Below are 23,458 nucleotides of genomic sequence, written 5' to 3'. Positions count from 1 at the left end.
TTGACCCTATCCGACCCTATGTCATCTGCTCCTTTTTCCCGCCGCGAGTGGCTCAAAACGAGTGCTTTAGCTTCTACGCCATTGTGGCTGGGCCCTGTTACGTCGTTGGCCGGCCCATCCGCTCCCGGCAAAACACCCGCCCTTAGTACCGCCGATATTGCCGCCATCGAGCAGGCATTGGGTAAGAAGGGCAACTACGTAGAGGCGCAGGCCACGCACACCACACCCTTGCCGCGCAACGATTTGAAAGTGACCATCAAAGGAGAAGCCGTACCGATTTCCTTTGGTTTTGGTGGCTGGGTAGCCATCAAGCACACGCTCGACGGCAAGTCGGCCATGCTCATGAGCGACACGGTGCTGTTGCAAGAGGAAGTGAACCCGCTTATTTCGGCGGCGCACGCCAACGGCCTGGAAGTGGGCGCCATCCACAACCACTTTTTCTACGAGGAGCCGCGCATCTTCTACATGCACATTCACGGCATGGGCAGCCCCGCCGAGCTAGCCAAAAAGTTCGCGGCCACGCTGAAAGACTCGAAATTGCTGCCCGCCAATCAGCCGCAAGCTAGCGGCACGTCGGCGGCGCAGTCGGGCAACACGGCCACGCCGGCGCCGGGCTCAGCTTCGCAACTTGGCCGGGAATTGTTTGACCTAGCCGTGCTCGACCAAATTGTGAAGTACCAGGGCGTAGTGAATGGCCCAACGTACAAGTACACCATCGGCCGCGACGACCTACGCGTGACCATGATGGGCACCGACATGACGGCCGCTATCGGCCTGAACTCGTGGGCGGCTTTTGCCGGCAAGCAAGCTGACGCGCACATTGCCGGCGACATTGCTATGCTGGAAAACGAAGTTAATCCGGTTATTAAAGCCTTACGGGCGAATAACTTGGAGGTGGTAGCTGTGCACAATCACATGCTCTTCGATCAGCCCCGCATGGTGTTTCTGCACTACTACGGGCGCGGGCCAGCGCCAGTGCTAGCTGCCGGTTTTCGCGCCGCCCTCGACCAATTAGGCAAGAGCACACCGAAAGCAATGCCAATGCATCATCAAGCGCATTAGTTGAGCGCACCAGTAAGTACCCCGCGTTTAAAAATAACAAACCCCGCAGGCATTCAATCGAATGTACTGCGGGGTTTGGTTATCGGGGAAAGCTGCGGCGCGTAGTTCACAAACGCGTCTTCTACCTAGCTAGGCTGTCGCGCTGCCCGAGTAGCTCACGCTAAAACGTGAGTTTCATGAGGGTGCCGTCGCCAGTGTTGAGCACGTAGTACAGCCGGTCGTTGACTCGTTCGATATCCGTAGGGCGGTCAAGGCCGTCGAGCAGGACTGTTTTATCGCCATTGGTGATAAGGCCCGTGCGGGCTTGGAAACCAGGAATGGGCGGCGCGAGTGAAAACCGGGCGTACTGAACAACAATGGGTTTGTTGTTGGCCGACAGCGTGATATCGGTGAGTGTGGTGAAGCCCGTCTGATAATCAGAGACGTTACCGGCTAGGTCGACGCGGTGAATCTTCGTAGCGCCCGCCGTGAATGGGAAGCCACTCAGGCCACTGACCAGAAACTTCTGCCCATCGAAGGTGATGCCCGTCGGCACCGCATCGGTGTTTGGCGCCACGCTCGGAATCCGGGCGAATACGCTGAGTGCCTTGGTCTGGCTGTTACGTTTAATAACCGCGTTGGCTCCCGAATCGACGATGTAGAGGTCGCCATTGGGGCCTAAGGTGAGATTGTAAACGTTGGTGTTGATGGGGTTGGTTAGCATCTGCGCCTTCACAAAAGTGCCGATGTCTTCCTTGGGTAGTGTTTTGGCGTCAACTGGCGCATCGCCGGGCTTGAAGCCCGCCACATTCGCAGTGTACAGTGTGCCGGTAGCACCTTCTAGTATATACAAAATTCCTTCCTGGTACAGCACGTGTCCAATACCCTCGATGGATTCGTTGGATACAGCAGAAGCTAGCCCCGTAATGACCGGATATACCTTGCCATCCTTGGTGATCAGCGAAACGCGCGCGTCATTTTTGCCTGTGCCGCTCTCCGTCACCCAGGCTCGCCCTAGCCCGTCGAAGCTCATGCCCAAGGGGAGCGTCAAGCCGGAGGCTACTACCTCGGGGATAAAGTGAGTTGGTTCGGCCGTAATGATGGGCTCAATGTCGTCGCAGCCGGCGGCGGTAAACAAGGCTAATAGGGCCAGGGATGAATAGGATTTTAACTGCATGCTAGGAAGGTTTTAGGATGGTTAATAGGTGAGTGGAAGTAAAAAATAAATGTATATTAAATTCTGAAATTCAAGTGTTTATGCGATGAAAAATTAATTATGATTTAATACGGCATCATTGTACTATAATCATTCGAGTAGTTTGTGTTACCAGTATAAAGTAGAACCGCAACAGTCCAGTTAATACAGCTCTTGCCTGCAGCAAGCAAAGCGCCACAGGAGCGCTGCTATGCCTCTGGGACGTTCCTGTAGCGCTTTGCGGTAAGCAAGGCTAGCTTCCTAGGTGCGGCGATGTTATCCACCAGCCTGTTGCTGTCGTATAGAGCAAGAATGCTGTTCGCCAATTGAGTCAGCGAATGAACTTTCTATTGATTTTGGGCTTATACAGCTTACCTCTCCCGATTACTCCTGCTGTTTTTGCTATACGATGAGCTAGGTGCCTTCTGCACGCAACAGCGCCTGATGCTGCTATGACCAAACAACGCTACGTTTTCCTGATCCTCATTCTTGGTTCGCTCTCCGCACTCGGACCGTTTTCCATTGATATGTACCTGCCGGGCTTTCCGGCCATTGCCCAAGATCTACATACCACTGTTGCACAAGTGGCGCTTTCCTTGTCTAGCTTTTTCGTGGGCGTATCGGCTGGGCAGCTGCTGTATGGGCCGTTGCTAGACCGCTTTGGGCGTAAAAAACCCTTGTATGTTGGCCTGGTCGTGTACGTGCTGGCATCCATTGGCTGCTACGAGGCCCACAGCATCGACGCGCTGATTTGGTTGCGCTTGTTGCAAGCGGTGGGCAGCTGCGCCGCCTCCGTGGCGGCCGTAGCGATGGTGCGCGACCTATTTCCGGTGCAGGATAGCCCCAAAGTGTTTGCCTTGTTGATGCTGGTAATCAGCGCTTCGCCGATGCTGGCGCCCACTATTGGCGGCTACATGGTGGCTTCCTTTGGCTGGCAATCCGTGTTTCTCATCTTGTTTGCGATGGGCGCGCTGATGTTGGTCGCTAGCGTTTTCTGGCTGCCGGAAAGCTACGCCCCCGACCCGACCTACTCACTGCACCCACGCCCCATCCTGACGGCGTTCTGGTCGGTGCTGCGCAACCCCCAGTTTTTCACCTACGCCCTCACCGGCGCCATGACGTTTGGCGGCTTGCTGGCTTACGTGTCGGGTTCGCCGTTGGTGTTCATGGATATTTTCCACGTGAGCAGCCAGGTGTACGGCTGGATTTTTGCCTTGCTGTCGGTGGGTTTCATTGGCTCTAGCCAGGTAAATAGCTGGCTGTTGCGCTATTATCGTAGCGAGCAAATCGTGCTGGCGGCCATGCTCTGCCAGTCGGTTATTGGCTTGGTGTTTCTGCTAGGCGCCACGCAAGGCTGGTTTGGCGTGGTAGGTACCATCGTGATGCTCTTCCTTTTCCTGTGCTGCCTAGGTTTCTCTAACCCCAATGCGGCCGCCCTTTCCATTGCGCCTTTCTCCAAGAATGCCGGGAGTGCGGCGGCGCTGATGGGCGCTACGCAAATGGCCGTGGGTGCCCTAGCTTCGTTCGGTGTGAGCTTTTTCAACACGCACACGGCTGTGCCGATGGTCACTATCATGGCGGCTTCGGCTTTGCTGGCACTACTTATTCAACTTGTCGGTCGCCGTCTTATCGGTGAGCCGGTAGCAGTTAGTGAAGAAGCTGGCGTAATGGTGCACTAGCCCCATTCGGCCCGGCTCAGAAGCACTAGGCCCAACCGAGAAAACAAAAAGGCCGCTCCTAAGAGCGGCCTTTTTGTTGAGGTGAAGAAAACCTAGCTCTTAGCCGTTCAGGTTTTCCAATGCCTGCAAGTCTTCCTGAGAAAGCTCGATGGAACCCGCCTTCACATTCTCTTCCAAGTGCTTCACTTTCGAGGTGCCCGGAATGAGCAGGATATTGGGCGAGCGGTGCAGCAGCCAACTCAGGGCTACCTGCTGGGGCGTGGCATCATGCTTCTGCGCAATCTGACCTAGCTTGTCGAGGGCTTGCTGGTTGCCGCCGCTCAGCGGATACCACGGAATAAAGGCCATGTTCTGCTCCTCGCAGTAGGTAAGCTCGGCTTCCCACTTACGGTTATCGACGCTGTACATGTTCTGCACCGATACCACTTTCACATACTCTTGGGCTTTCTTGATCTGATCGACATCTACCTCCGAGAGGCCAATGTGCTTCACCAAACCTTGCTCCTGAACCTTTTGCAGGAACTCTAAAGTCTGCTCGAACGGCACGTTCGGGTCGACGCGGTGCAGTTGGTACAGGTCGATTTGGTCGAGCTTCAGGCGCTTGAGGCTGCCTTCCAGCGCTTCCTGCAAGTGGTCGGGGTGAGAGTTAATGGGCCATTGATTCGGGCCGGTGCGTAGCAAGCCGCCTTTGGTGGCAATGACGAGGCCGGCGCGATAGGGGTGCAGGGCCTCGGCAATCAACTCCTCCGATACGTTTGGGCCGTAGCTGTCGGCCGTATCAATGAAGTTGATGCCTAGCTCTACGGCGCGTTGCAGCACCCGGATAGATTCGTCGTGGTCTTTGGGTGGACCCCAGATGCCGTCGCCGGTGATGCGCATGGCGCCGTAGCCTAGGCGATTAATGGTCAGGTCGCCACCTAGGTTGAAGGTGGTAGGAAAGCTGGTCACTTCTGACATGGTATGCAGTTTAAAAGGTATTGGGAGTGAGGGTTGGCGATGCTCACTGAAGCGGTTATACGCAAGCTCAGTAAGCAGAAGAAAGAACCAGCACACAAGTCAAAGGTTTGTTAGCGCAGCTTCAACGGGTCTTGCTATGTGCAGCGCCTTGATCAAACGTCCGACCAGTATCATTGCAATCGGACGCCGGGCCCGTGGACGCGGCGCGTTCATGCTAAAATCAGTCGAAATGCCTTATTTCACAGCCTGCACCCGCCCACCATTTACTTGCTGCTCCGCTTATGAACTACGTTTCTCCTTCCGCCAGCCTCCTGCTGGCCTGTTTGTTCGTAAGCTCCTGCGAAAACCGAAAACCAGTGGCCGATACCTCTACTAATCCCGCAGCCAGCGTCTGGCAATCTGACACGTACCGTATTTTTCGCGACCGGGTGGAGCAAGGAGACTACGTTGCCAAAGCCGTGTCGCCGACCGAGCTAACCTCCAATTATCATAGTCCCGCTAACGCTTTTCAGAGCCCGAAAGTGAGCTTTAAGTTCAGCCTAAATGGCAAGGACAATGAAATGCCTTCCGGACAGAATCACGTGGTAGTGGCGCTGCCAAAAGCCGGAGGAGCAGCGATAGAAACGCCTCTGATTGTGTTTGGGCAGCATTACGAAGATCAAACGCCGATACCAGCCAACACCTACCTAGCTCCCAATACGCAACTGAAGCTTCGACTGGATCTGCGGCTCGTGCTGGCGGCATTTAAGCAGCAAGGCTTTTACACCACAGCAAAAGGCGACAAAATCTATCAGCAAGACTTCAAGCACGTGTACGTGGCTGGCGACGCGGCCCCGCTGAGCTGGGATTTCGACGACCTCGTGAATAAGCCCGAGCTAGAGCTGAAAGACCCCGATGGCGACGGCATTTACGAGGTGACGCTGACGCTTAATCAGCCCCAAGCCGCTAAAACCACGGCTACCCAGTGGAAGCAATCCATCAACACCACCGACTTTCCGCAGTACACTTCCGAGTACCCGTTGGCCGATGCCCTCTACAACCTAGCTTTAGAAGAAGCCCGCCGCGCCGTGGAGCCCGACAGCACCTTCCGCACCGGCAAGGAGTGGGCAGGCGTCTGGACGCGCGACATCAGCTACAGCATCATTCTGGCTCAAGCTAGCCTGCAACCGAAAGTTGCCATGAACAGCCTGATGCGCAAGGTGTCGCCCGAGGGCCGCATCATTCAGGATACCGGCACCGGCGGCGCCTACCCGTGCTCCACCGACCGCATGATCTGGGCCACCGCGGCTTGGGAGATATATAAGGTAACCGGCGACCAAGCGTGGCTGCGGCAGGTGTACCCGATTATCCAAAAGTCGATTGAGGACGACGTGCAGAATGCCTACGACCAACAAACCGGCTTGGTGCGCGGTGAGTCGTCGTTCCTGGACTGGCGCGAGCAAACCTATCCGCGCTGGATGCAGCCCGTTGATATTTATGAATCGGAGAACCTAGGTACCAACGCCGTGCACTACCACGCCAATGTGGTGCTGGCTGAAATGGCCCAGCAACTCGGCGACCAAGCTGTGGCAACCAAGCACCAGCAGCTGGCGGAACAGATTAAAAAGGGCGTCAATCAACACCTGTGGCAAGCGGGCAAAGGCTACTATGGGCAATTTCTGTACGGACGAACCAACCTGATTCTCTCGCCACGGGCCGAAGCACTAGGGGAGGGGCTGAGCGTGTTGTTCGGCTTAGCCGAAGGCGAGCGGGCGCAGCAAGTCGTTGCCAAAACACCTCTTACCGCTTACGGCATTTCGTGCATTTATCCGCAGATTCCGGGCATTCCCCCGTACCACAATAATGCTGTGTGGCCCTTCGTGCAGAGCTTCTGGGCGCTCGCCGCTGCGAAGGCTGGAAATGAAGCATCCGTGACGGAAAGCATGGCCGCCATTTACCGCCCTGCCGCGCTATTCCTGACCAACAAAGAGAACTACGTGGCCGAAAACGGCGACTTCGCCGGTACCCAAATCAACTCCAGCAACATGCTCTGGAGCCTGTCGGGTAGTCTGAGCTTGGTCTACAAGGTGTTGTTTGGTATGCAGTTTCAACCCGATCGGCTGGTGTTCCGGCCCTTCGTGCCACGAGCGTTTCAGGGCCAGCGCAAGCTGACAAATTTCCATTACCGCGGCGCCGTGCTCGATATGGAGCTGCAAGGCTTTGGCAACGAACTCGCTACCATTACGCTGGATGGGCAGCCCCTTCCCGGAGCGGCGGTGCCCGCTACTCTCACCGGTCGGTACACCGTGCGCATGGTGCTGCGCGATAAGGTGCCACAACAGACTGCTGTTACTCGCGTGCCCAACCGCTTTTCGCCCGAAACGCCGGCTGTCACCTTTGCCAATAACCGCCTGACGTGGACTAAGCAGGAAGGTGTAAAAACCTACAAAGTGCTGAAGGATGGCCAGCCGCTTACGAGCACTGCCAGCTCGGAGCTAGCTATTTCGGCTGCCTCCTTCGCGGTGTACCAGGTAATTGCCGTTGATAACCTAGGTTTGGAGTCGTTCGCCAGTGAGCCGCTGCCGGTTGGCACGCAAGCTGCCGGGCAGCAATATCAGCTCGAAACCCTAGCTCCCAAAGCTGCGCTACCCTACAAAGGCTTCAGTGGCAGCGGTTTTGTTGAGATTAGTAAGACCAAAAACAGGACGCTCACCATCCCGGTAACCGTTGCTGAAGCTGGCCTTTACGCTGTCGATTTCCGCTATGCCAATGGCAACGGCCCAACGAACACCAATAACAAATGCGCCATTCGGACGCTACGCAGTGGTGAAAACCAATTGGGCACGATCGTGCTACCGCAACGCGGCGTAGACGAGTGGTCGAACTGGGGCTTTACTAATGCCGTGCTCGTGCGCCTTGAGAAAGGCACGCACCCGCTGACCCTAGCTTTCGAGCCCGCCAACGAAAACATGAACGGCGACGTCAACCAAGCCATGCTCGACTACCTTCGGGTACGGCGGGTGCAGTAGGGTATTGAAGCCGCAAACGAGCTACGGCACGCGGGCACAATTGCAAAAGACGCGTATTGTCCGCTCCGTAGAGTTGGTGTTGGCCACCTTGATAACCCAGGTATTAGGAGAGCTGGCACTTTCAGTGCCACTGTACAAAATGGTGACGTTGCTGTAGGTGCTGACGGTGGGATCTAGCAAGCCGCCGCCGCCACTGAGCAGGCGCTTGCCCGACGGGCAACCCACGGCGAAGAAGCCTAGGTAGCCAGCGGGGATAGTATAGTCTTTGTAGACCGTTTCCAGATCGAGGCTCTGGCTGGGTAGAGCTTGCCAGGTGCCGTTGCCGTTGGCATCGGAGGTGAGCACCTTGCCCGCGGCTTGGTTGCCATCAACAATGCGAATAGCCGCGCCGGTGCTAGTACCCGTATTAGGCGCCAAGCCCACCCACCGCTGCGGGCTGCCCGGCTTACCCGCCGAAAAGATTCCACCCCAACCGCCTACACGATACGCATTGCCCCACACGCCGTAGTCAATAGTTTCCCCGTAAGGTCCGCGGCCGTAGCCCGACAGCATAGCACGGGTGTACAAACTGCCGAATTTGCTGCGCGTGATAAAGGCGGCACTAGGGCTACCTATATTAGCTGTTACCTCGACTTGCGCGAGGGAGTCGCCTAACGGCGTTGTAGCCGTGCCCAGCAAGCGCTGGCTGTTCAAGTCCAGGGTTTGCGTGGCTTTGTGGTTGCCTAGGTTGTCGCCCGAGCGGGCTTTATCCGGAATAAACACCCAGCTGCCACCCACGGCGTACCAGAAGCCCTTGCGGCCATTCGTCTGAAACACCATCAGGCCATCGGGTGGGGCACTGATGCCGGCCCGCGTGGCCGAATCCATGCGCGGAATGAGCAGACCCTTGCCGGTGGCATCCAGGTCCAGAATGGCTTTGTCGTTGGGGGTGCCTGCCGTGCCAATGCGCACACCACCAGGCGTTTGTGCCCGCAACAACAGCGGGCTGACAAACAAGAGAATTAAGCAGAGGAACGTATAACGTTGGTTCATATAACAGAAAAAAGAAAACCTGGCAGAATAGAAGAAGGGAAGGAAATGGCACCGGGCTACTCCCGCACGAGCTTGAGGGTGCGCTGCTGCGTGCCTTGCTGCACGTGCAGCAGGTACACGCCCGGCAGTAGGCCAATAGCGTCCTCGGCCGGGAAGGTGGTCGTGCCCACGGGCAATGAAATCTGGCGCTGACGGAGCTGCCGGCCTACTGCATCGGTGAGCTGCACTAGGGCTGTGCCGGCTTCCTGGGTGTGCACGGTCAGGGTGAGCTGCTGCTGGTACGGGTTCGGCCAGGCCTGCACCTGCAAGCCCCCGACCAGCGGCACCCGAAGCGCCTGCACGGGCGAGTAGGCGCCCGTGCCATCCAGGTCTACTTGATGCAGCCGGTAGTAGATCTGCTCGGCGGCATAGCGGGCCAGGTTCTGATCTACCCACTGGTAAGTATGGGCTGTGGTGCTGGTTCCCTGGCCCGCCACGCGACCCAGGGCGTGAAACGCCTGTCCGTCCACGCTGCTCTCCACCTCAAAGTAGGCGTTGTCGTGTTCCGAAGCGGTGGCCCAGCGCACAAGCCCATCCGGTCCCTGGCGCTCGACGGCGAAGCGAACCAGCTCCACCGGCAGCGGTTGGCTCGTGCTGCTTAGCGTCAGGGTGCCTAGCTGGGTTCCGCTCACCGTGAGTCTGCGCGCCGTGGCACTTGCCGCAACGCCGAAGGGCACCCAAGGGCCGGCGGCCGTTTCGGCTCGCCACGCTTGCAGGGAGGCGGCCGCGTTTACCGCGTGGTCATCGTCGGCTACCCAGCTCAGCGTCAGAGTAATGGGTGTCGAAGGGGGTTGCGCAGCCACCACTTGCCACACGCGGTCAATCCCTTGATTACCATTGAAGTTGGTGCCGTAGCTTTGTCCGGCGAGTTGCAGCCCCGCGGTGCGAGTAATGGTCACGGCACCTAGGTTTTGCCCTTGCGGGTCGAGCACCAGCCCATGCGAGAAATCCATCACCCCGGTACCCGCGTCGACTGTTGCACGTTGCACACTCAGATTGCCTTGCACGTACCGCCCGGCGCCTTCGCCAATGACGCGCGCCATGTCTAGCAAGCGCACCGTAGCCGTGGGGGTGGTCCGCACCAGGCCGCGCATCAGGAGCAGTTGCGTGGTAATGGTCAGGTCGGTAGGCACCAGTACCCGGTTGGCGCCCAGTGCGCCGGTGTTGTTGACTTCAATGGTGCCAAAGGTGCCGCTGCCTCCCTGGAGGGTCTGATCGGTGCTGCCATTGAGCACGAGCTGCCCCGGAAGCGTAAGCGTCCCTTGATTAATAACATTACCCGTAATCTGCACCACGCTAGTGATGGGAGCAGTCAGCGTGCCGGTGGCCGTATTCAGCAGCGCACCCTGAACTTGCAAGGTGGTGCCCGCGTCCAGCGTAATCGTTGTGCCGCTGTTGGTGAGGCCCTGCGCCGAAGCTGCTGCCGTTCCGAGCCAGAGAATAGTACTGAAGTAAGCGTGTTTCATTTGAATAGAACCTAGATGCCTGCGGCAAGTCAAACCTAGGTTCTGCTAAGCGCACTAATTTGCCAGCGACGAGCTTGTTTGACTGCGACACGGTACAAAGTAGCGGCCCAGGCGCGTTGCTTGCCGGGAAAAAGCAGTGAACAGCATCTGGGTGGTAGTAAACGCCGGAATTTGGCTAGTAGCCTAAGCGCACGGCAACAGAAAGGGGGTATCTTTCAGAAACAAAAAAGCCCTGGCAGTAGCGCCAGAACTCTTAAAAAAGCTTAGCCAGTTGCCTCCCGGCAAGCACAACACGCTATTTCATGCTGGCTTAGTCACTCACCATCTTCCTGCTTCAGCATCTCACCACTTCGCCCCACGGCTACTACCCAGCCAATGACGATGAGGGCCGGGTAGGTGAGATGGTTGTCAAGGATGAGGCTAGGTAGGTCTTTCACCTGCCCGACTACTGACTTGCGGTGGGGCAACGAGGCGTGCTGCACCACCGCCACGGGCACATCGCCGCGACCGGCTTGCTGGTAGGTGGCCGCAATTTCCTCTGCCTTTTTCATGCCCATATAAATTACGACGGTGGCGTTGCTCTGCATGGCTAGGCGCAGGTCGTTGGAGAGAGTGCCGTCCTTTTTGGTGCCCGTAATCATCCAGACGCCTTCGCTCACGACGCGGTGCGTGAGCGGAATATCCTCGAAGCCAACTGCCTGCATGCTCGAAATGCCGGGGATGTAGTAGGCCGGGATGTTGTGCGACCGCGCAAACAGCATCTCCTCGAAGCCGCGCCCGAAGATGAACGGGTCGCCACCTTTCAGCCGCACCACGCAGCCTTTGGCCAGTGCCTTTTCCAAGATCATCTCGTGAATAGCTTCCTGGGGCGTGTAGGCGCCGTAGGGCTTCTTGCCCACGTAGATCTTCTCGCAATCCTCGCGCGGAATGGTCAGCAGGTCCTTGTTGGCTAGGTTGTCATACAAGACCACGTCGGCCTTCTGCAAAACTTTGTAGGCTTTCATCGTCAGCAACTCCGGGTCGCCCGGCCCGGCACCTACTACATAGAGTTCGGGGCTTGCTGTTGAAGGAGGCATAAGCAATAGACTTGAATGAAGTGCTAGGGGAGGTAGCGGACCAAAAGGCTAGCCTCCTCTTAAAACCTAGCAGGAAGAAGGAGTGAGAAGCTAAACGCTCACCAAAGCAAGCAACCAGGAAGGCAATCTGCAACCAGCAAAGGGTTGAGCAAGCGCTAAAGACAGCTTTTTACAGAAAAAGTTGGCAGCAGCTCGTCGAATACCTAGATGTATAGCGGAATGGTAATGTAAGCTCGTTGGAGTTGGTCAGATGCTTTTGAGGCAATGTAAGCTGGGTTTCGCACCGAGCAGGAGCAAGGTAAGATGGTTTTCAGGCGCTTTCTGCTAAAAAATAGCAAGTGTAACCTCACTTATGTCAAAAAGTAATGGTGTTAAAAATAAAGGGGTATTGTTGAAAAAATAGCAAGTATTTCAAAGAAGGCTATTGTATGTTAAGGGTGTATGACTTTAAATTGCATAAAATATCAAAAAACACCCTCGAACGATAGGGGGTATCGAGAATAACAAGGCCTTTTTATTGAGGCTACCCCTGAGATGAGGGGATACTTCAGAAAAGTACACAAGACTTTGAGCAGAGTAGGCTTTTGTGACTACAAACACTAGTCGCAAACACGCTTCTCCTTCCACTTTTGCTTACCAGCTAACCGTAGTTGCTATGACACAGCAAAGTCTCCCCACCGTCGTTGTGATTGGGAATGGAATGGTCGGATACAAGTTTTGCGAGAAACTCCTGGCAAAATCGACCGCCTTCAACCTTGTCGTGTTCGGCGAAGAGCCCCGCGTGGCTTACGACCGGGTGCACTTAAGCGAGTACTTTGGCGGCAAAACAGCTGATGACTTACTGATGGCGCCGCAGCAGTGGTACCACGACAACCACATCACGCTGCACCTCGGCGACCCAGTGCAAGAAATTGACCGCGCCAGCCAGACGGTACACTCCCGCCACGGCCTCGTGCAGCCCTACGATTACTTGGTGCTGGCTACCGGCTCGTCGGCGTTTGTGCCTGATATTCCGGGAGTAGAGAAGGAAGGCGTGATGGTGTACCGTACCATTGAAGACCTGGAAGAAATCAAAGCATACGCTGCCACGGCCAAGTCGGGCGCGGTGCTCGGGGGCGGTTTGCTAGGTTTGGAAGCAGCCAAAGCGCTGCTCGACCTAGGGGTGGCAGAAACCCACGTGGTAGAATTTGCCCCGCGCCTCATGCCGCGGCAGATTGATACGGCTGGCAGCGCCATGCTGCAAAACAAGCTGGAAGCCCTCGGTCTGCAGATTCACCTGAGCAAAGCCACGTCCAGCATCGGCGGCGACGGCAAGATCGACTCGCTGCATTTCGGCGACGGCTCCATTTTGGAAGTCGACATGCTGGTGATTTCGGCCGGCATTCGGCCCCGCGACGAGCTAGCCAAGCTGGCCGGCCTGGAAGTGGGCATGCGCGGCGGCATCGTGGTGAACAACGACATGCAAACCAGCGACTCGCGGATCTTCGCCATCGGCGAGTGCGCTCTGCACAGCGGCATGATCTACGGCCTGGTAGCGCCCGGCTACGACATGGCCGAAGTGGTGGTAAGTCAGCTCACGCAAGGCGCCCGCGCTTTCACCGGCTATGACATGAGCAGCAAGCTCAAGCTGATCGGGGTCGACGTGGCGAGCTTCGGCGACCCGTTCATCGCCGAGCCGCACAGTCGCTCTATCGTGTTCGAAGACGCCCACAGCGGCGTGTATAAGCGCATCAACATAAGCCCCGACGGCAAATACTTGCTCGGCGGCGTACTCATCGGCGACGCGGAAGCCTATAACATGCTGCTGCAAACCGTGAACAACAAAATCGTGCTGCCGCCCCACCCCGAGGACCTGATCCTAGGTGCCCGCGGTGGCGAGGCCAGCGAAGGTGCCGGCGTGATGAGTCTGCCCGACGAGGCGCTGATCTGTTCCTGCGAGGCCGTGACTAAGGGCAACATCTGCGGGGCAGTGAACGAGCTAGGGGTGACCAGCGTCGACGGCATGAAGAAGTGCAACAAGGCCGGCACCGGTTGCGGCGGTTGCGTACCGATGGTGAAAGACCTGATTAACAGCACGCTCAAAGCCAACGGTGCCTACATCAAGAACGTCATCTGCGAGCATTTTGAGTACTCGCGCCAGGAACTGTTCGACTTGTTCCGCATCAACGACATCCGCACCTACGACGCGGCGCTCGACCACTTCGGCAAAGGCGACGGCTGCGAAGTCTGCAAGCCGGCCGTGGGCAGCGTGTTAGCGGGCCTCTGGAACGAGCTAATTGTCAAGCAAAGCACGATTCAGGACACTAATGACCGCTACCTAGCCAACATCCAAAAGGGTGGCAGTTACTCGGTGGTGCCGCGTATCGCGGCCGGCGAAATCACGCCGGAAAAGCTGATTGTCATTGGCGAGGTAGCTCAGAAATACGGCCTCTACACCAAAATTACAGGTGGTCAGCGCATTGACATGTTCGGTGCCCACCTCAGCGACCTGCCCGACATCTGGGAGGAGCTAATCAACGCCGGTTTTGAAAGCGGCCACGCTTACGGTAAGTCGCTGCGTACGGTGAAAAGCTGTGTGGGCAGCACCTGGTGCCGCTTCGGTCTGCACGACAGCGTGACGTTCGCCATCGACATCGAAAACCGCTACAAAGGCATTCGCTCCCCCCACAAGCTCAAGAGCGGCGTGAGTGGCTGCGTGCGCGAATGTGCTGAGGCCCAAGCCAAAGACTTCGGCATCATTGCCACCGAAAAAGGCTGGAACCTGTACGTGTGCGGCAATGGCGGCGCCAAGCCCCAGCATGCTCAACTCCTGGCCTCCGACATCGACACGGAAACCTGCCTCAAGTATCTCGACCGTTTCCTGATGTTCTACATCAAAACGGCCGACCCGCTGATGCGCACCGCCACTTGGCTCAACAAGATGGACGGCGGCATGTCGTACCTCCGCAACGTCATCATCAACGACAGCCTAGGTATCTGCGCTGACCTCGAAGCCGAGATGCAGCTGCTGATCAACAACTACCACTGCGAGTGGAAGGAAGTGGTGGAGAACGCGGAGCTCCGCAAGCAATTCTCGCACTTCGTGAACGCTCCGAAGGAGAAAGACCCGAACATGAAGTTCGAGTTGATGCGCGGCCAGAAGGCTGTGGTGGAGTGGTAGGGAGTGCAACGGGGCGCCTCACCCCCTAGCCCCCTCTCCGAAAAGGAGAAGGGGAACTAGCTCTAGCACTAGAACTCTAGTCCATAAAAAGCTAGGCTAAAAAGTTAGAAGCTAGTCCCCCTTTCCTTTTCGGAGAGGGGCTAGGGGTGAGGCGCCCACATGAGGCACTTAACCGAAGATTTACACACAACATCAACCATCTAACACAATGGAAATCGACGTTTTAGTAGCAGTTGATTGGGTAGCCGTGTGCAAAACCACGGACGTGCCCCGCGACGGTGGCGTGTGCGCCCTGGTAGAAGGCGAGCAGATTGCCATTTTCAACTTCACGCGCCGCGGCGAGTGGTACGCTACCCAGAACCTGTGCCCGCATAAGCAGCAGATGGTGCTGTCGCGCGGCATGATCGGGAGCACCGGCGACACCTGCGAGCCCAAAGTGGCGTGCCCCTTTCACAAACGCACCTTCTCGCTGCTCACTGGTGAGTGTCTGAACGCCGACGAGTGCGCCATCACGACCTACCCTGTGAAGGTGGAAGGCGACCAGGTGTATGTGGGGCTGAGCAACAGCTAGCTCCGGCGATGTTGGCATGGTGCGCGGATTTCCGACCCTCAAGATTCCTCAGGCTCTAATGCTAACTCATGCAAAAAACCTTTACGCGCAAGCTCCTGCTCGGCGCAGGAACACTCTTACTCACTTCTCACGCGGCTTTTAGCCAATTTGTATTATCGGCCGAAATTCGGCCACGGGCAGAGCTTCGCAACGGTTTCAAAACGGTACGGACTGGTGCCGATAAGCCAGCGGCCTTCGTGGAGCAGCGCTCCCGACTAAGCGCCAACTACACCCACGACAAGCTGCAAGTGCGCATGACCGTGCAGGATGTGCGCATCTGGGGCAGCACCAACCAAGTGTACAAGTCGGACCCTAGCTTGTTCAACGTGTACGAGGCCTACGGGGAATACCGCTTTTTGCCTCGCTTTTCGGTGCGTGTCGGGCGGCAAGCCTTGGAATACGACAACGCCCGCTTCCTCGGCTCGCTCGATTGGGCGCAGCAAGGCCGCAGCCACGACGCGGTGAAGTTTGTGTATGCTGATAGCACCGGCTTCACGGCGCACGCGGGCGTCGGCTTCAACCAGCCGTACTTCTCGGAGCCAACGAAGCTGTTTGATACCTACTACACTGGCATCGACAACTACAAAACCATGCAATATGTGTGGCTGCACAAAGACTGGGCGAGTGCGAAGGTTTCAGGCCTGTTCTTCAACGACGGCCGGCAGCGCACGACAGATTCTACCACTTACTACCGCCAAACCTACGGCGTGGTGGCCGAGCAGAAGCTAGGTTCAACGGTGCTCGGCGGCGAGTTCTACTACCAGGCCGGCGCAAACTTAGCCGGACGTAAAATCCGCGCCTACCTAGCGGCCTTCAACGCGACGTTCAACACGAAGCTCACGCCTCTAACCTTAGGTGTCGATTACCTGTCTGGTTCGGATGCGCGCGACGCCACGGACCGGGCTTTTGTGCCGCTCTACGGCACCAACCACGCCTTCTACGGGCACATGGACTACTTCTACGTGAGCAATCCACACGGCCAAGCTGGCCGCATTGCGGGCTTGCTCGATGCGTACCTGAAAACCAGCTTCAAGCTGAGTTCCAAAGCTAACCTGCTCGCGCATGCTCACTTATTTGAGTCGCCGGCTACGGTTTACAGGACTGGTAACAGCGATGAAAAACTAGGTTCCCGACTCGGAGAGGAGCTGGACTTGCTGCTCAACGTGAACGTCAGCCCGGAGTTCAATCTGAAAACCGGCTACTCGCACATGCTCGCCACCTCTTCCATGGATGCGCTGAAAAATCGCCCGGCGGGCAAGCCCAACAACGAGTGGGCCTGGGTGATGCTCACCTTCAAGCCGGTGCTCTTCCAACATTGATTGCAGCGGCCTAGGCCGACCAGGTTTCTGCTTACCAAGTTTCCACTTCAACTCCAGCCGACTATGAACATGGCCACCGCCACCACTGAGCAGCCGCTGAGCAAGCTCAACATCTTTTCTGGCAAAGGCGTGCAGATGCGCGCCTTCCACATCACTTGGTTGACGTTCTTCTTCTGCTTCTTTGGATGGTTCGGTATTGCGCCGCTCATGCCGCTGGTGCGTGAGCAGCTGCACCTCGATAAAGGGCAGGTTGGCAATATTATCATTGCTTCGGTGTCGGCTACTATCCTGGCCCGCTTGCTCGTCGGGCGCTTGTGCGACTCGCTGGGGCCACGCCTCACGTACTCCATGCTGCTGGTGGTAGGTGCCATTCCGGTGATGCTTATCGGCCTGAGCGACAGCTACGAAAGCTTCCTGCTGTTCCGCTTCGTGATTGGCATCATCGGTGCCTCGTTCGTGATTACGCAGTTTCACACGTCCATGATGTTTGCTCCTAATGTAGTCGGCACGGCCAATGCGGTAGCGGGCGGCTGGGGCAACCTAGGGGGCGGCATTGCCAACATTGTGATGCCGCTGGTAGCCGGCGCCTTTGTGAGCCTAGGTTATGTAGACAAAGCCAACTCCTGGCGCCTCGCCATGGTGGTGCCGGGCGTCATCCTGCTCATCATGGCGGTGGTGTATTACAAATTCACGGTAGACACGCCCCGCGGCAACTTCAGCGATATTCAGCGTGATACTACGGCCAAAAAGAAGGGCACCTTCGCAGTTGCCTTAAAAGACTACCGCACCTGGATTCTGGCCCTAGCTTACGGCGCGTGCTTCGGCATCGAAATCACGGTGGACAACGTGGCGTCTATTTACTTCGTGGATCACTATAAGGCTACATTGGTCATGGCCGGTTTGCTGGCGGGCATCTTCGGTTTCATGAACATCTTCGCCCGCGGCCTCGGCGGCTACGTGAGCGACATAGCTGGCCGTGCGTACGGCATGAGCGGCAAGTGGTACCTGCTCGGTATCCTGCTGTTGCTGGAAGGCCTCGGCATTGCTTACTTCTCGCAAGCCGCAACTCTCACGCTCGCCATCATGACCATGCTGCTGTTTGCCTTGTTCCTGAAAATGGCCAACGGCTGCACGTACTCCATTGTGCCATTCGTGAACAAGCAAGCCATTGGTAGTGTGAGCGGTATCGTGGGTGCCGGCGGCAACCTAGGTGCCATGCTGGTGGGCTTCCTGTTCAAGTCGGAGAACATCAGCTACTCCACGGCCTTCCTCTACATCGGCATCGGCGTGGCCGCCACGGGCGCTATCGTGTTCCTCTCGCGCCTGCTCACGGCCAAGACCAGCGACATACCTGCTGTTGTCGATACGGAGCTGCAACCAGCCTAGCTTCGGCTCCACCGGTCCGATGCCCTAGGTGTCGGATCGGCATAACATAATAGAACATTCATCCGCAGAAAGCAGGGCGGATGCAGCGCGAAGCTCCCGCTTCGCGCCTCGTTGAACGACTAGCGTGCGTGACGTTCCAACGATAATCGTTCAACGATACGCGAAGCGGGAGCTTCGCGCTACATCCGCTCAGTTGCCACCATGACCAACGGACAAGCGAAAGACACTTTCACCAGTACCTGCTGCTACTGCGGCGTGGGGTGCGGCGTGACGGTGAAGAAGGAGAAAGATGGTTCCGTTTCGGTGGCGGGCAATACAGAGTACCCCGTCAATAAAGGGATGCTGTGCAGCAAGGGCCTGAACCTGCAATACACCGTCAACGACCAGAGCGACCGGCTGCTGTACCCGCAGATGCGCTACAACCGCAGCATGCCGCGGCAGCGAGTGAGTTGGGATGAGGCCTTGCAGCGCACCGCCGCCGTGTTCAAGACCTTCATCGAAAAGTACGGTCCCGACTCAGTAGCCTTTTACGCCTCCGGCCAGTGTCTCACGGAAGAGTACTATGTGATTAACAAGCTGATAAAAGGCTTTATCGGCAGCAATAACATCGACACCAACTCGCGCCTGTGCATGAGCAGCGCGGTGGTGGGCTACAAAATGGCATTGGGCGAAGACAGCGTGCCGGTCTGCTACGACGACATCGAGCTAGCCGACTGCTTCTACGTGACAGGCGCGAACCCCGCCTGGTGTCACCCAATTCTGTGGCGTCGGGTGGAAGCGCACAAAGCCGCCAACCCCGCCACCAAGATCATCGTGGTGGACCCGCGCGTAACGGACACCTGCGCCATCGCCGACCTGCACCTGCAACTCACGCCCGGCACCGACGTGGTGCTGAACCACGCCATCGGCCGCGCCCTGATCGAGAACGGCGACATCGACCTAGCTTTCATCAGCAACCACGCCGAAGGCTTTGAGAAGTACAAGCAAGTTGTGTTTGAGCGCACCCTAGCCGAAGCCGCCCACATTTGCGGCGTGCCGGAAGCGCAGATTCGCTTAGCGGCGCAATACATCGGCTCGGCTAAAGGCTTCATTTCCATGTGGACGATGGGCCTGAATCAGAGCGCGGTAGGCGTCGATAAAAACTTGAGCCTACTGAACCTGAACCTGATTACGGGCCAGATCGGTAAGCCCGGCGCGGGTCCACTTTCCCTTACCGGACAACCCAATGCTATGGGTGGCCGGGAGGTAGGTGGCTTGTCGAACCTGCTGCCTGCTCACCGCAACCTAGCTAACCCCGCGCACCGCGCCGAGGTACAACAGTTTTGGGGCGGCACCACGTTGTCGGACAAGCCGGGGCTGACGGCGACGGAAATGTTTGAAGCCCTGAACGATGGTCGTCTGAAGGCTATCTGGATTATCTGCACCAATCCGCTGACCAGTTTGCCCAATGTGCGGCTGGCGGAAGAGGCGCTGAAGAAGGCCAAGTTCGTGGTGGTGCAGGACATCAGCAACAAGCCCGAAACCCTAGCCTACGCCGACGTCATTCTGCCCGCCGCCGCCTGGGCCGAGAAGGAAGGCACCATGACCAACTCCGAGCGGCGCATCAGTCACCTCGCGAAAGTGGTAGACGCCCCCGGCGAAGCCCTGCCCGACGCGGAAATCATCTGCCGCTTTGCCCGCACGATGGGCTTCCCTGGCTTCGACTACGATTCGCCCGCTGCTATTTACCGCGAGCATGCTCGCTTAACGGCTGGTACTACCCTCGATATTTCGGGGTTGAGCTACAGCGTGTTGCAGGAAAAAGGCTCGGTGCAGTGGCCGTACAAAGTCGGTCAGAACAACCTAGGTACGCCACGGCTGTTCAGCGACAATGTCTTCTACACACCTTCCACGAAGGCCATTATTCACGCCACGCCCGTTAGCTTCCGCAGCGAAGAGCCGGACGAGGACTTCCCGTTCATTCTGACCACCGGCCGCATCCGCGACCAGTGGCATACGATGAGTAAGACGGGAAAGGTCAACAAGCTCAAAAAGCACATTTCACAAGCTTTCTTGGAGATTCACCCGCAGGACGCGACGCGCCTCGGCATCGTGGAAAACGACTTGGTGGAAGTCGAGTCGCGGCGGGGGAAAGTGCGCGTGCAAGCTAGGCTCACCAGCAACATCAAGCCCGGCGTGGTATTCCTGCCCATGCACTGGGGCAAAATTCTGGGCAACGATCTGAACCGCGCCAACAACGTGACCAGCGGCGCCCTCGACCCCATTTCCAAGGAGCCTGACTTTAAGTACTGCGCCGTACGGGTGGAGAAATACCGCAAGCCGTTTCAGCGCATTGTGGTTATTGGCGCCGGTGCGGGTGCGTACGGCTTCGTGAAGTCATACCGCGAGCTGAACCAGGACGACGAAATCACCATCTTCAGTAAGGAAGACTTTCCCTTCTACAACCGCGTGATGCTGCCCGACTACATCAGCGGGCACCAGGGCTGGGACCGGCTGGTGAAGATGCAGGACCACGAGGAACCTAGCTATAATATCCGGCTGCTCCGGGGCGTGAGCGTGGAGCACGTCGACCGCGAACAGAAATTTGTAATCGATTCGCGGGGCCAGCGCACCGACTACGACGTGCTGATTATGGCCACTGGCAGCCGCGCCGCCGTGCCCAAGCATGTGCCCTCGTTGCCGGGCATCTTCAGCATGCGCAGCCGCACCGACGCCGACAACTTCAAGAACCACCTGCCCGAAAACGCTCATGTGGTGATTGTAGGCGGCGGCTTGCTAGGTCTGGAAATGGCCGCTTCGTTGCGCGAAATCGGCACGCGCGTCACCATCATCCAGCGCATTTCCCGCTTCCTCGACCGCCAACTTGACGCCCTAGGTAGTCAGCTGCTACAGGAGGAAATGGTCGACCAGGGCTGCGACCTCTACTTCAACGACGAAGTCGAGCTTTATTACGGCCGCTCCCGTCTCACCGGCGTGGGCCTGAAAAGCGGCCGCCGCATCGACTGCGACGCCCTGATCATGGCCATCGGCACGGTGCCGAACCTGGAGCTAGCCCGCGAAAGTGGCCTCGTGTGTCGGCGCGGCGTAGTGGTGAATGAGCGCCTGCAAACCAGCGACCCGAGCGTGTACGCCCTCGGCGAAATAGCTGAGTTTGAAGGCACGCTCTACGGCATCACCGCCGCCGCCGAGCAGCAAGCCGACGTGGTAGCCCGCTACCTCAGCGGCGACATTGCCAGCTACTACGACGGCAGCACCTTCATGAACATTATCAAAATCCACGGCTTCGACCTGTGTAGCATCGGCTTGCCCGAGGCGCCCAACCTGGAGCAGTACGAGGAGATTGTGTTCATGGACAAGGCCAAGCGCTACTACAAGAAGTGCATCATCCACCAAGACCGTCTCGTAGGCGCCATCCTCATCGGCGATAAAAGCGAGTTTCAGGAATTCCGCGAACTGATTGCGGGCAAGATCGAGCTAGGGGAGAAGCGCCTCCAACTCCTGCGCAGCGGCGCCAAAGCCGAGCCGGTGCTCGGTAAGTTGGTGTGCAGCTGCAACAGCGTCGGCCGCGACAACATCCGCCAGAAAATAGCCGCTGGCTGTACCGATTTGAAGGAGCTATGCGCTGCTACTGGGGCGGGTACTGGCTGCGGCTCGTGTCGGCCGGAGGTGAAACAGATACTAGAAGAAAGCCTGCTGACGCTGGAGGTGCTGTAGAAGCTAGGATTAGCACCCCCCCTCCTTTTTTCAAATTCCGCGCATCAAGCGGCGTGGGTGGCCGCAGGCCGGGGTGGTTAAACTCGTTGAACGATGCTATAAACTAGAAACCAAAAGCTAGCTCTATTTTTCTAGCTCTAGCTGAACCACCCCGGCCTACGGCCACCCACGCCGCTTGATGCGCGGAATTTGAAAAAAGGAGGGGGGGTGCTAATCCTAGCTCTAGTAAGGAGATAATACCAACCCCACAAGACTCAATGCCACCGAAAACCCACATCATCAAAATCAACCTGCCCGGCGGCATTGTATCGGCGGGGGACTTGCTGGCTATTCTGGATGCGGCGGAAAACGCCGATGTGGAACACATCCAGTTCGGTAATCGGCAGCAAATCTTGTTCACCGTGGCCGATGAGAAGAAGCGCAGCTTGCAACAGCAGCTAGCTTCGGCCGATATCATCTACGAGTTGAGTGCCGATGGGAATCCCAACATCGTCAGTTCCTACGTGACGGAGGACGTGTTTGAGCACGCCAACTGGCTGCGGGAAGGCGTGTACAAGGACATTTTGGACTTGTTTGACTACCGGCCGCAGCTGAAGATCAACCTCATTGATAACAATCAGACCTTCATTCCTTTCTTCTCGGGAAATTTGAATTTTATTGCCTCCGATACCAACAACTACTGGTATCTGTACGTGCGCTTCCCGAAGACCAACAGCTTGTACTGCTGGCCTTCCTTGGTGTACTCCGAGGATATACCGAGCCTCAGCAGCGCCATCGAGCGGGTGATTTTTGCGCATCAGCACAAGTTCTACGACCAGCCGTCGGCGGATGGGGCGCTGCTTTACGGCTTGGTGAGTGCGGCAGGCGGCAGCTTTGTGTTGCAGCCGATTACGGTGCCGTTGAAGGTGCCGGCTTTCACGCTGCCGTACTACGAAGGTTTTAATCGCTACGGCAACAAGCTGTGGCTCGGCATCTACCGGCGCGATGAGCTGTTTTCGGTGGCTTTCCTGAAAGACTTGTGCAAGGTTTGCTTAAAGACGCGCATCGGGCAGCTGTATACCACGCCTTGGAAATCGCTCATCATTAAAGGGATAGAGCTAGGCGACCGAGGCCTGTGGGACACGGCCCTTTGCAAGCACCGCATCAACGTGCGGCACGCGGCCAACGAGCTGAACTGGCAAGTAGAAGACCTCTGCGAGCAAGGACTAGCCCTCAAGCACGAGCTGGTGCGACAGTTCAACGAGGAAGATGTGCGCACGTATCACCTATGTTTTGCTATTAAAACCCAGCCCAAAACAGGCCTATTTGGCTCCATCGTCATTCGCTCGCAGCAGCATAACGCGAACCAGATTGGCCTGCGGGAAGAGCAATTCGAAATCCTGCATACCCGCGACTTCAACCCCAACTCCAAGGACTTCATTAGCTTCCGGCAGAAGGTAAGCCGCGAAAGCTTGAGCTGGTACCTGATTCAACTCTGCAACCAGTTCTACGAGCTGCAAGCCGGCGATGACCTAGGTCTGGGCACCTTCTACGCCGAAGAACCCGCGGCTGAGCCGGTCGAGAATTCGATAGCGCCCACGCTCTACCAGTGCACGCGCTGCCTGACCATCTACGACCAAACCTACGGCGACGAGCTGAATGAAGTGGCGCCCGGCACGTCGTTCGAGGACATAGTCAACTACTGCTGCCCAACTTGCGAAGCGCCGAAAGAAGCATTTACCAGCGTAGCGACGCCGAACCTAGTGGCCTAGGTAGCGCGAGTGGTACTACGACTCC

At 57.3% G+C, this 23,458-nt stretch carries 14 protein-coding genes; 9 read left to right on the top strand and 5 right to left on the bottom strand.

The features are described from left to right. Positions 1 to 18: 18 nt before the first annotated feature. Positions 19 to 1,062, top strand: coding sequence for a DUF1259 domain-containing protein (locus SD425_RS18415; protein WP_324671458.1), 1,044 nt, complete (start codon positions 19 to 21; stop codon positions 1,060 to 1,062). A gap of 160 nt (positions 1,063 to 1,222) precedes the next feature. Here SD425_RS18415 and SD425_RS18410 read toward each other — a convergent pair whose 3' ends face one another. Then, positions 1,223 to 2,218: a ScyD/ScyE family protein gene (locus SD425_RS18410; RefSeq protein ID WP_324671457.1), complete on the bottom strand. Its 996-nt coding sequence runs from the start codon at positions 2,216 to 2,218 to the stop codon at positions 1,223 to 1,225. A 470-nt stretch (positions 2,219 to 2,688) separates the two neighbouring features. Between SD425_RS18410 and SD425_RS18405 the strand changes: the two genes are divergently transcribed. Continuing rightward, on the top strand, positions 2,689 to 3,915 hold the full coding sequence (locus SD425_RS18405) for a multidrug effflux MFS transporter (protein WP_324671456.1): 1,227 nt from the start codon (positions 2,689 to 2,691) through the stop codon (positions 3,913 to 3,915). A gap of 99 nt (positions 3,916 to 4,014) precedes the next feature. On the opposite strand, the gene SD425_RS18400 is transcribed toward SD425_RS18405, so the two are convergent. Next, on the bottom strand, positions 4,015 to 4,872 hold the full coding sequence (locus SD425_RS18400; protein ID WP_324671455.1) for an aldo/keto reductase: 858 nt from the start codon (positions 4,870 to 4,872) through the stop codon (positions 4,015 to 4,017). A 281-nt stretch (positions 4,873 to 5,153) separates the two neighbouring features. On the opposite strand from SD425_RS18400, the gene SD425_RS18395 reads away from it, so the two are divergent. Next, entirely contained in the window at positions 5,154 to 7,880 is a 2,727-nt protein-coding gene (locus SD425_RS18395; RefSeq protein ID WP_324671454.1) for an MGH1-like glycoside hydrolase domain-containing protein, read from the top strand. 21 nt (positions 7,881 to 7,901) lie between these two features. Here SD425_RS18395 and SD425_RS18390 read toward each other — a convergent pair whose 3' ends face one another. The 3 genes from SD425_RS18390 to cobA all read right to left on the bottom strand — a co-directional run bounded on the left by SD425_RS18390 (position 7,902) and on the right by cobA (position 11,493). After that, positions 7,902 to 8,912, bottom strand: coding sequence for a hypothetical protein (locus SD425_RS18390; RefSeq protein WP_324671452.1), 1,011 nt, complete (start codon positions 8,910 to 8,912; stop codon positions 7,902 to 7,904). Between the two features lie 56 nt (positions 8,913 to 8,968). Then, positions 8,969 to 10,417, bottom strand: a complete 1,449-nt coding sequence (locus tag SD425_RS18385) for a T9SS type A sorting domain-containing protein (RefSeq protein ID WP_324671450.1) — start codon at positions 10,415 to 10,417, stop codon at positions 8,969 to 8,971. A gap of 314 nt (positions 10,418 to 10,731) precedes the next feature. Continuing rightward, on the bottom strand, positions 10,732 to 11,493 hold the full coding sequence (gene cobA, locus SD425_RS18380) for a uroporphyrinogen-III C-methyltransferase (RefSeq protein WP_324671449.1): 762 nt from the start codon (positions 11,491 to 11,493) through the stop codon (positions 10,732 to 10,734). 655 nt (positions 11,494 to 12,148) lie between these two features. Here cobA and nirB point away from each other — a divergent pair. The 6 genes from nirB to SD425_RS18350 all read left to right on the top strand — a co-directional run bounded on the left by nirB (position 12,149) and on the right by SD425_RS18350 (position 23,433). Then, positions 12,149 to 14,653: a nitrite reductase large subunit NirB gene (gene nirB / locus SD425_RS18375; protein ID WP_324671448.1), complete on the top strand. Its 2,505-nt coding sequence runs from the start codon at positions 12,149 to 12,151 to the stop codon at positions 14,651 to 14,653. A gap of 208 nt (positions 14,654 to 14,861) precedes the next feature. Continuing rightward, positions 14,862 to 15,224 carry a nitrite reductase small subunit NirD gene (gene nirD, locus SD425_RS18370; protein ID WP_324671447.1) on the top strand — a complete coding sequence of 121 codons (363 nt, stop codon included), beginning with the start codon at positions 14,862 to 14,864 and terminating at the stop codon, positions 15,222 to 15,224. Positions 15,225 to 15,292: 68 nt separating this feature from the next. Beyond that, the gene (locus tag SD425_RS18365) at positions 15,293 to 16,582 is read left to right on the top strand and encodes an alginate export family protein (protein ID WP_324671445.1); all 1,290 of its coding nucleotides are present in this window, start codon (positions 15,293 to 15,295) and stop codon (positions 16,580 to 16,582) included. Positions 16,583 to 16,645: 63 nt separating this feature from the next. After that, positions 16,646 to 17,968: an MFS transporter gene (locus SD425_RS18360; protein ID WP_324671444.1), complete on the top strand. Its 1,323-nt coding sequence runs from the start codon at positions 16,646 to 16,648 to the stop codon at positions 17,966 to 17,968. A 201-nt stretch (positions 17,969 to 18,169) separates the two neighbouring features. Continuing rightward, positions 18,170 to 21,682 carry a molybdopterin-dependent oxidoreductase gene (locus tag SD425_RS18355; protein WP_324671443.1) on the top strand — a complete coding sequence of 1,171 codons (3,513 nt, stop codon included), beginning with the start codon at positions 18,170 to 18,172 and terminating at the stop codon, positions 21,680 to 21,682. A gap of 257 nt (positions 21,683 to 21,939) precedes the next feature. Continuing rightward, positions 21,940 to 23,433: a rubredoxin domain-containing protein gene (locus SD425_RS18350; protein ID WP_324671442.1), complete on the top strand. Its 1,494-nt coding sequence runs from the start codon at positions 21,940 to 21,942 to the stop codon at positions 23,431 to 23,433. The last annotated feature ends 25 nt before the right edge of the window (positions 23,434 to 23,458 follow it).

Origin of the sequence: Hymenobacter sp. GOD-10R (genome assembly GCF_035609205.1) — a bacterium.
GTDB lineage: Bacteria > Bacteroidota > Bacteroidia > Cytophagales > Hymenobacteraceae > Hymenobacter.
This window is presented reverse-complemented; position numbering and strand designations above follow the sequence as displayed.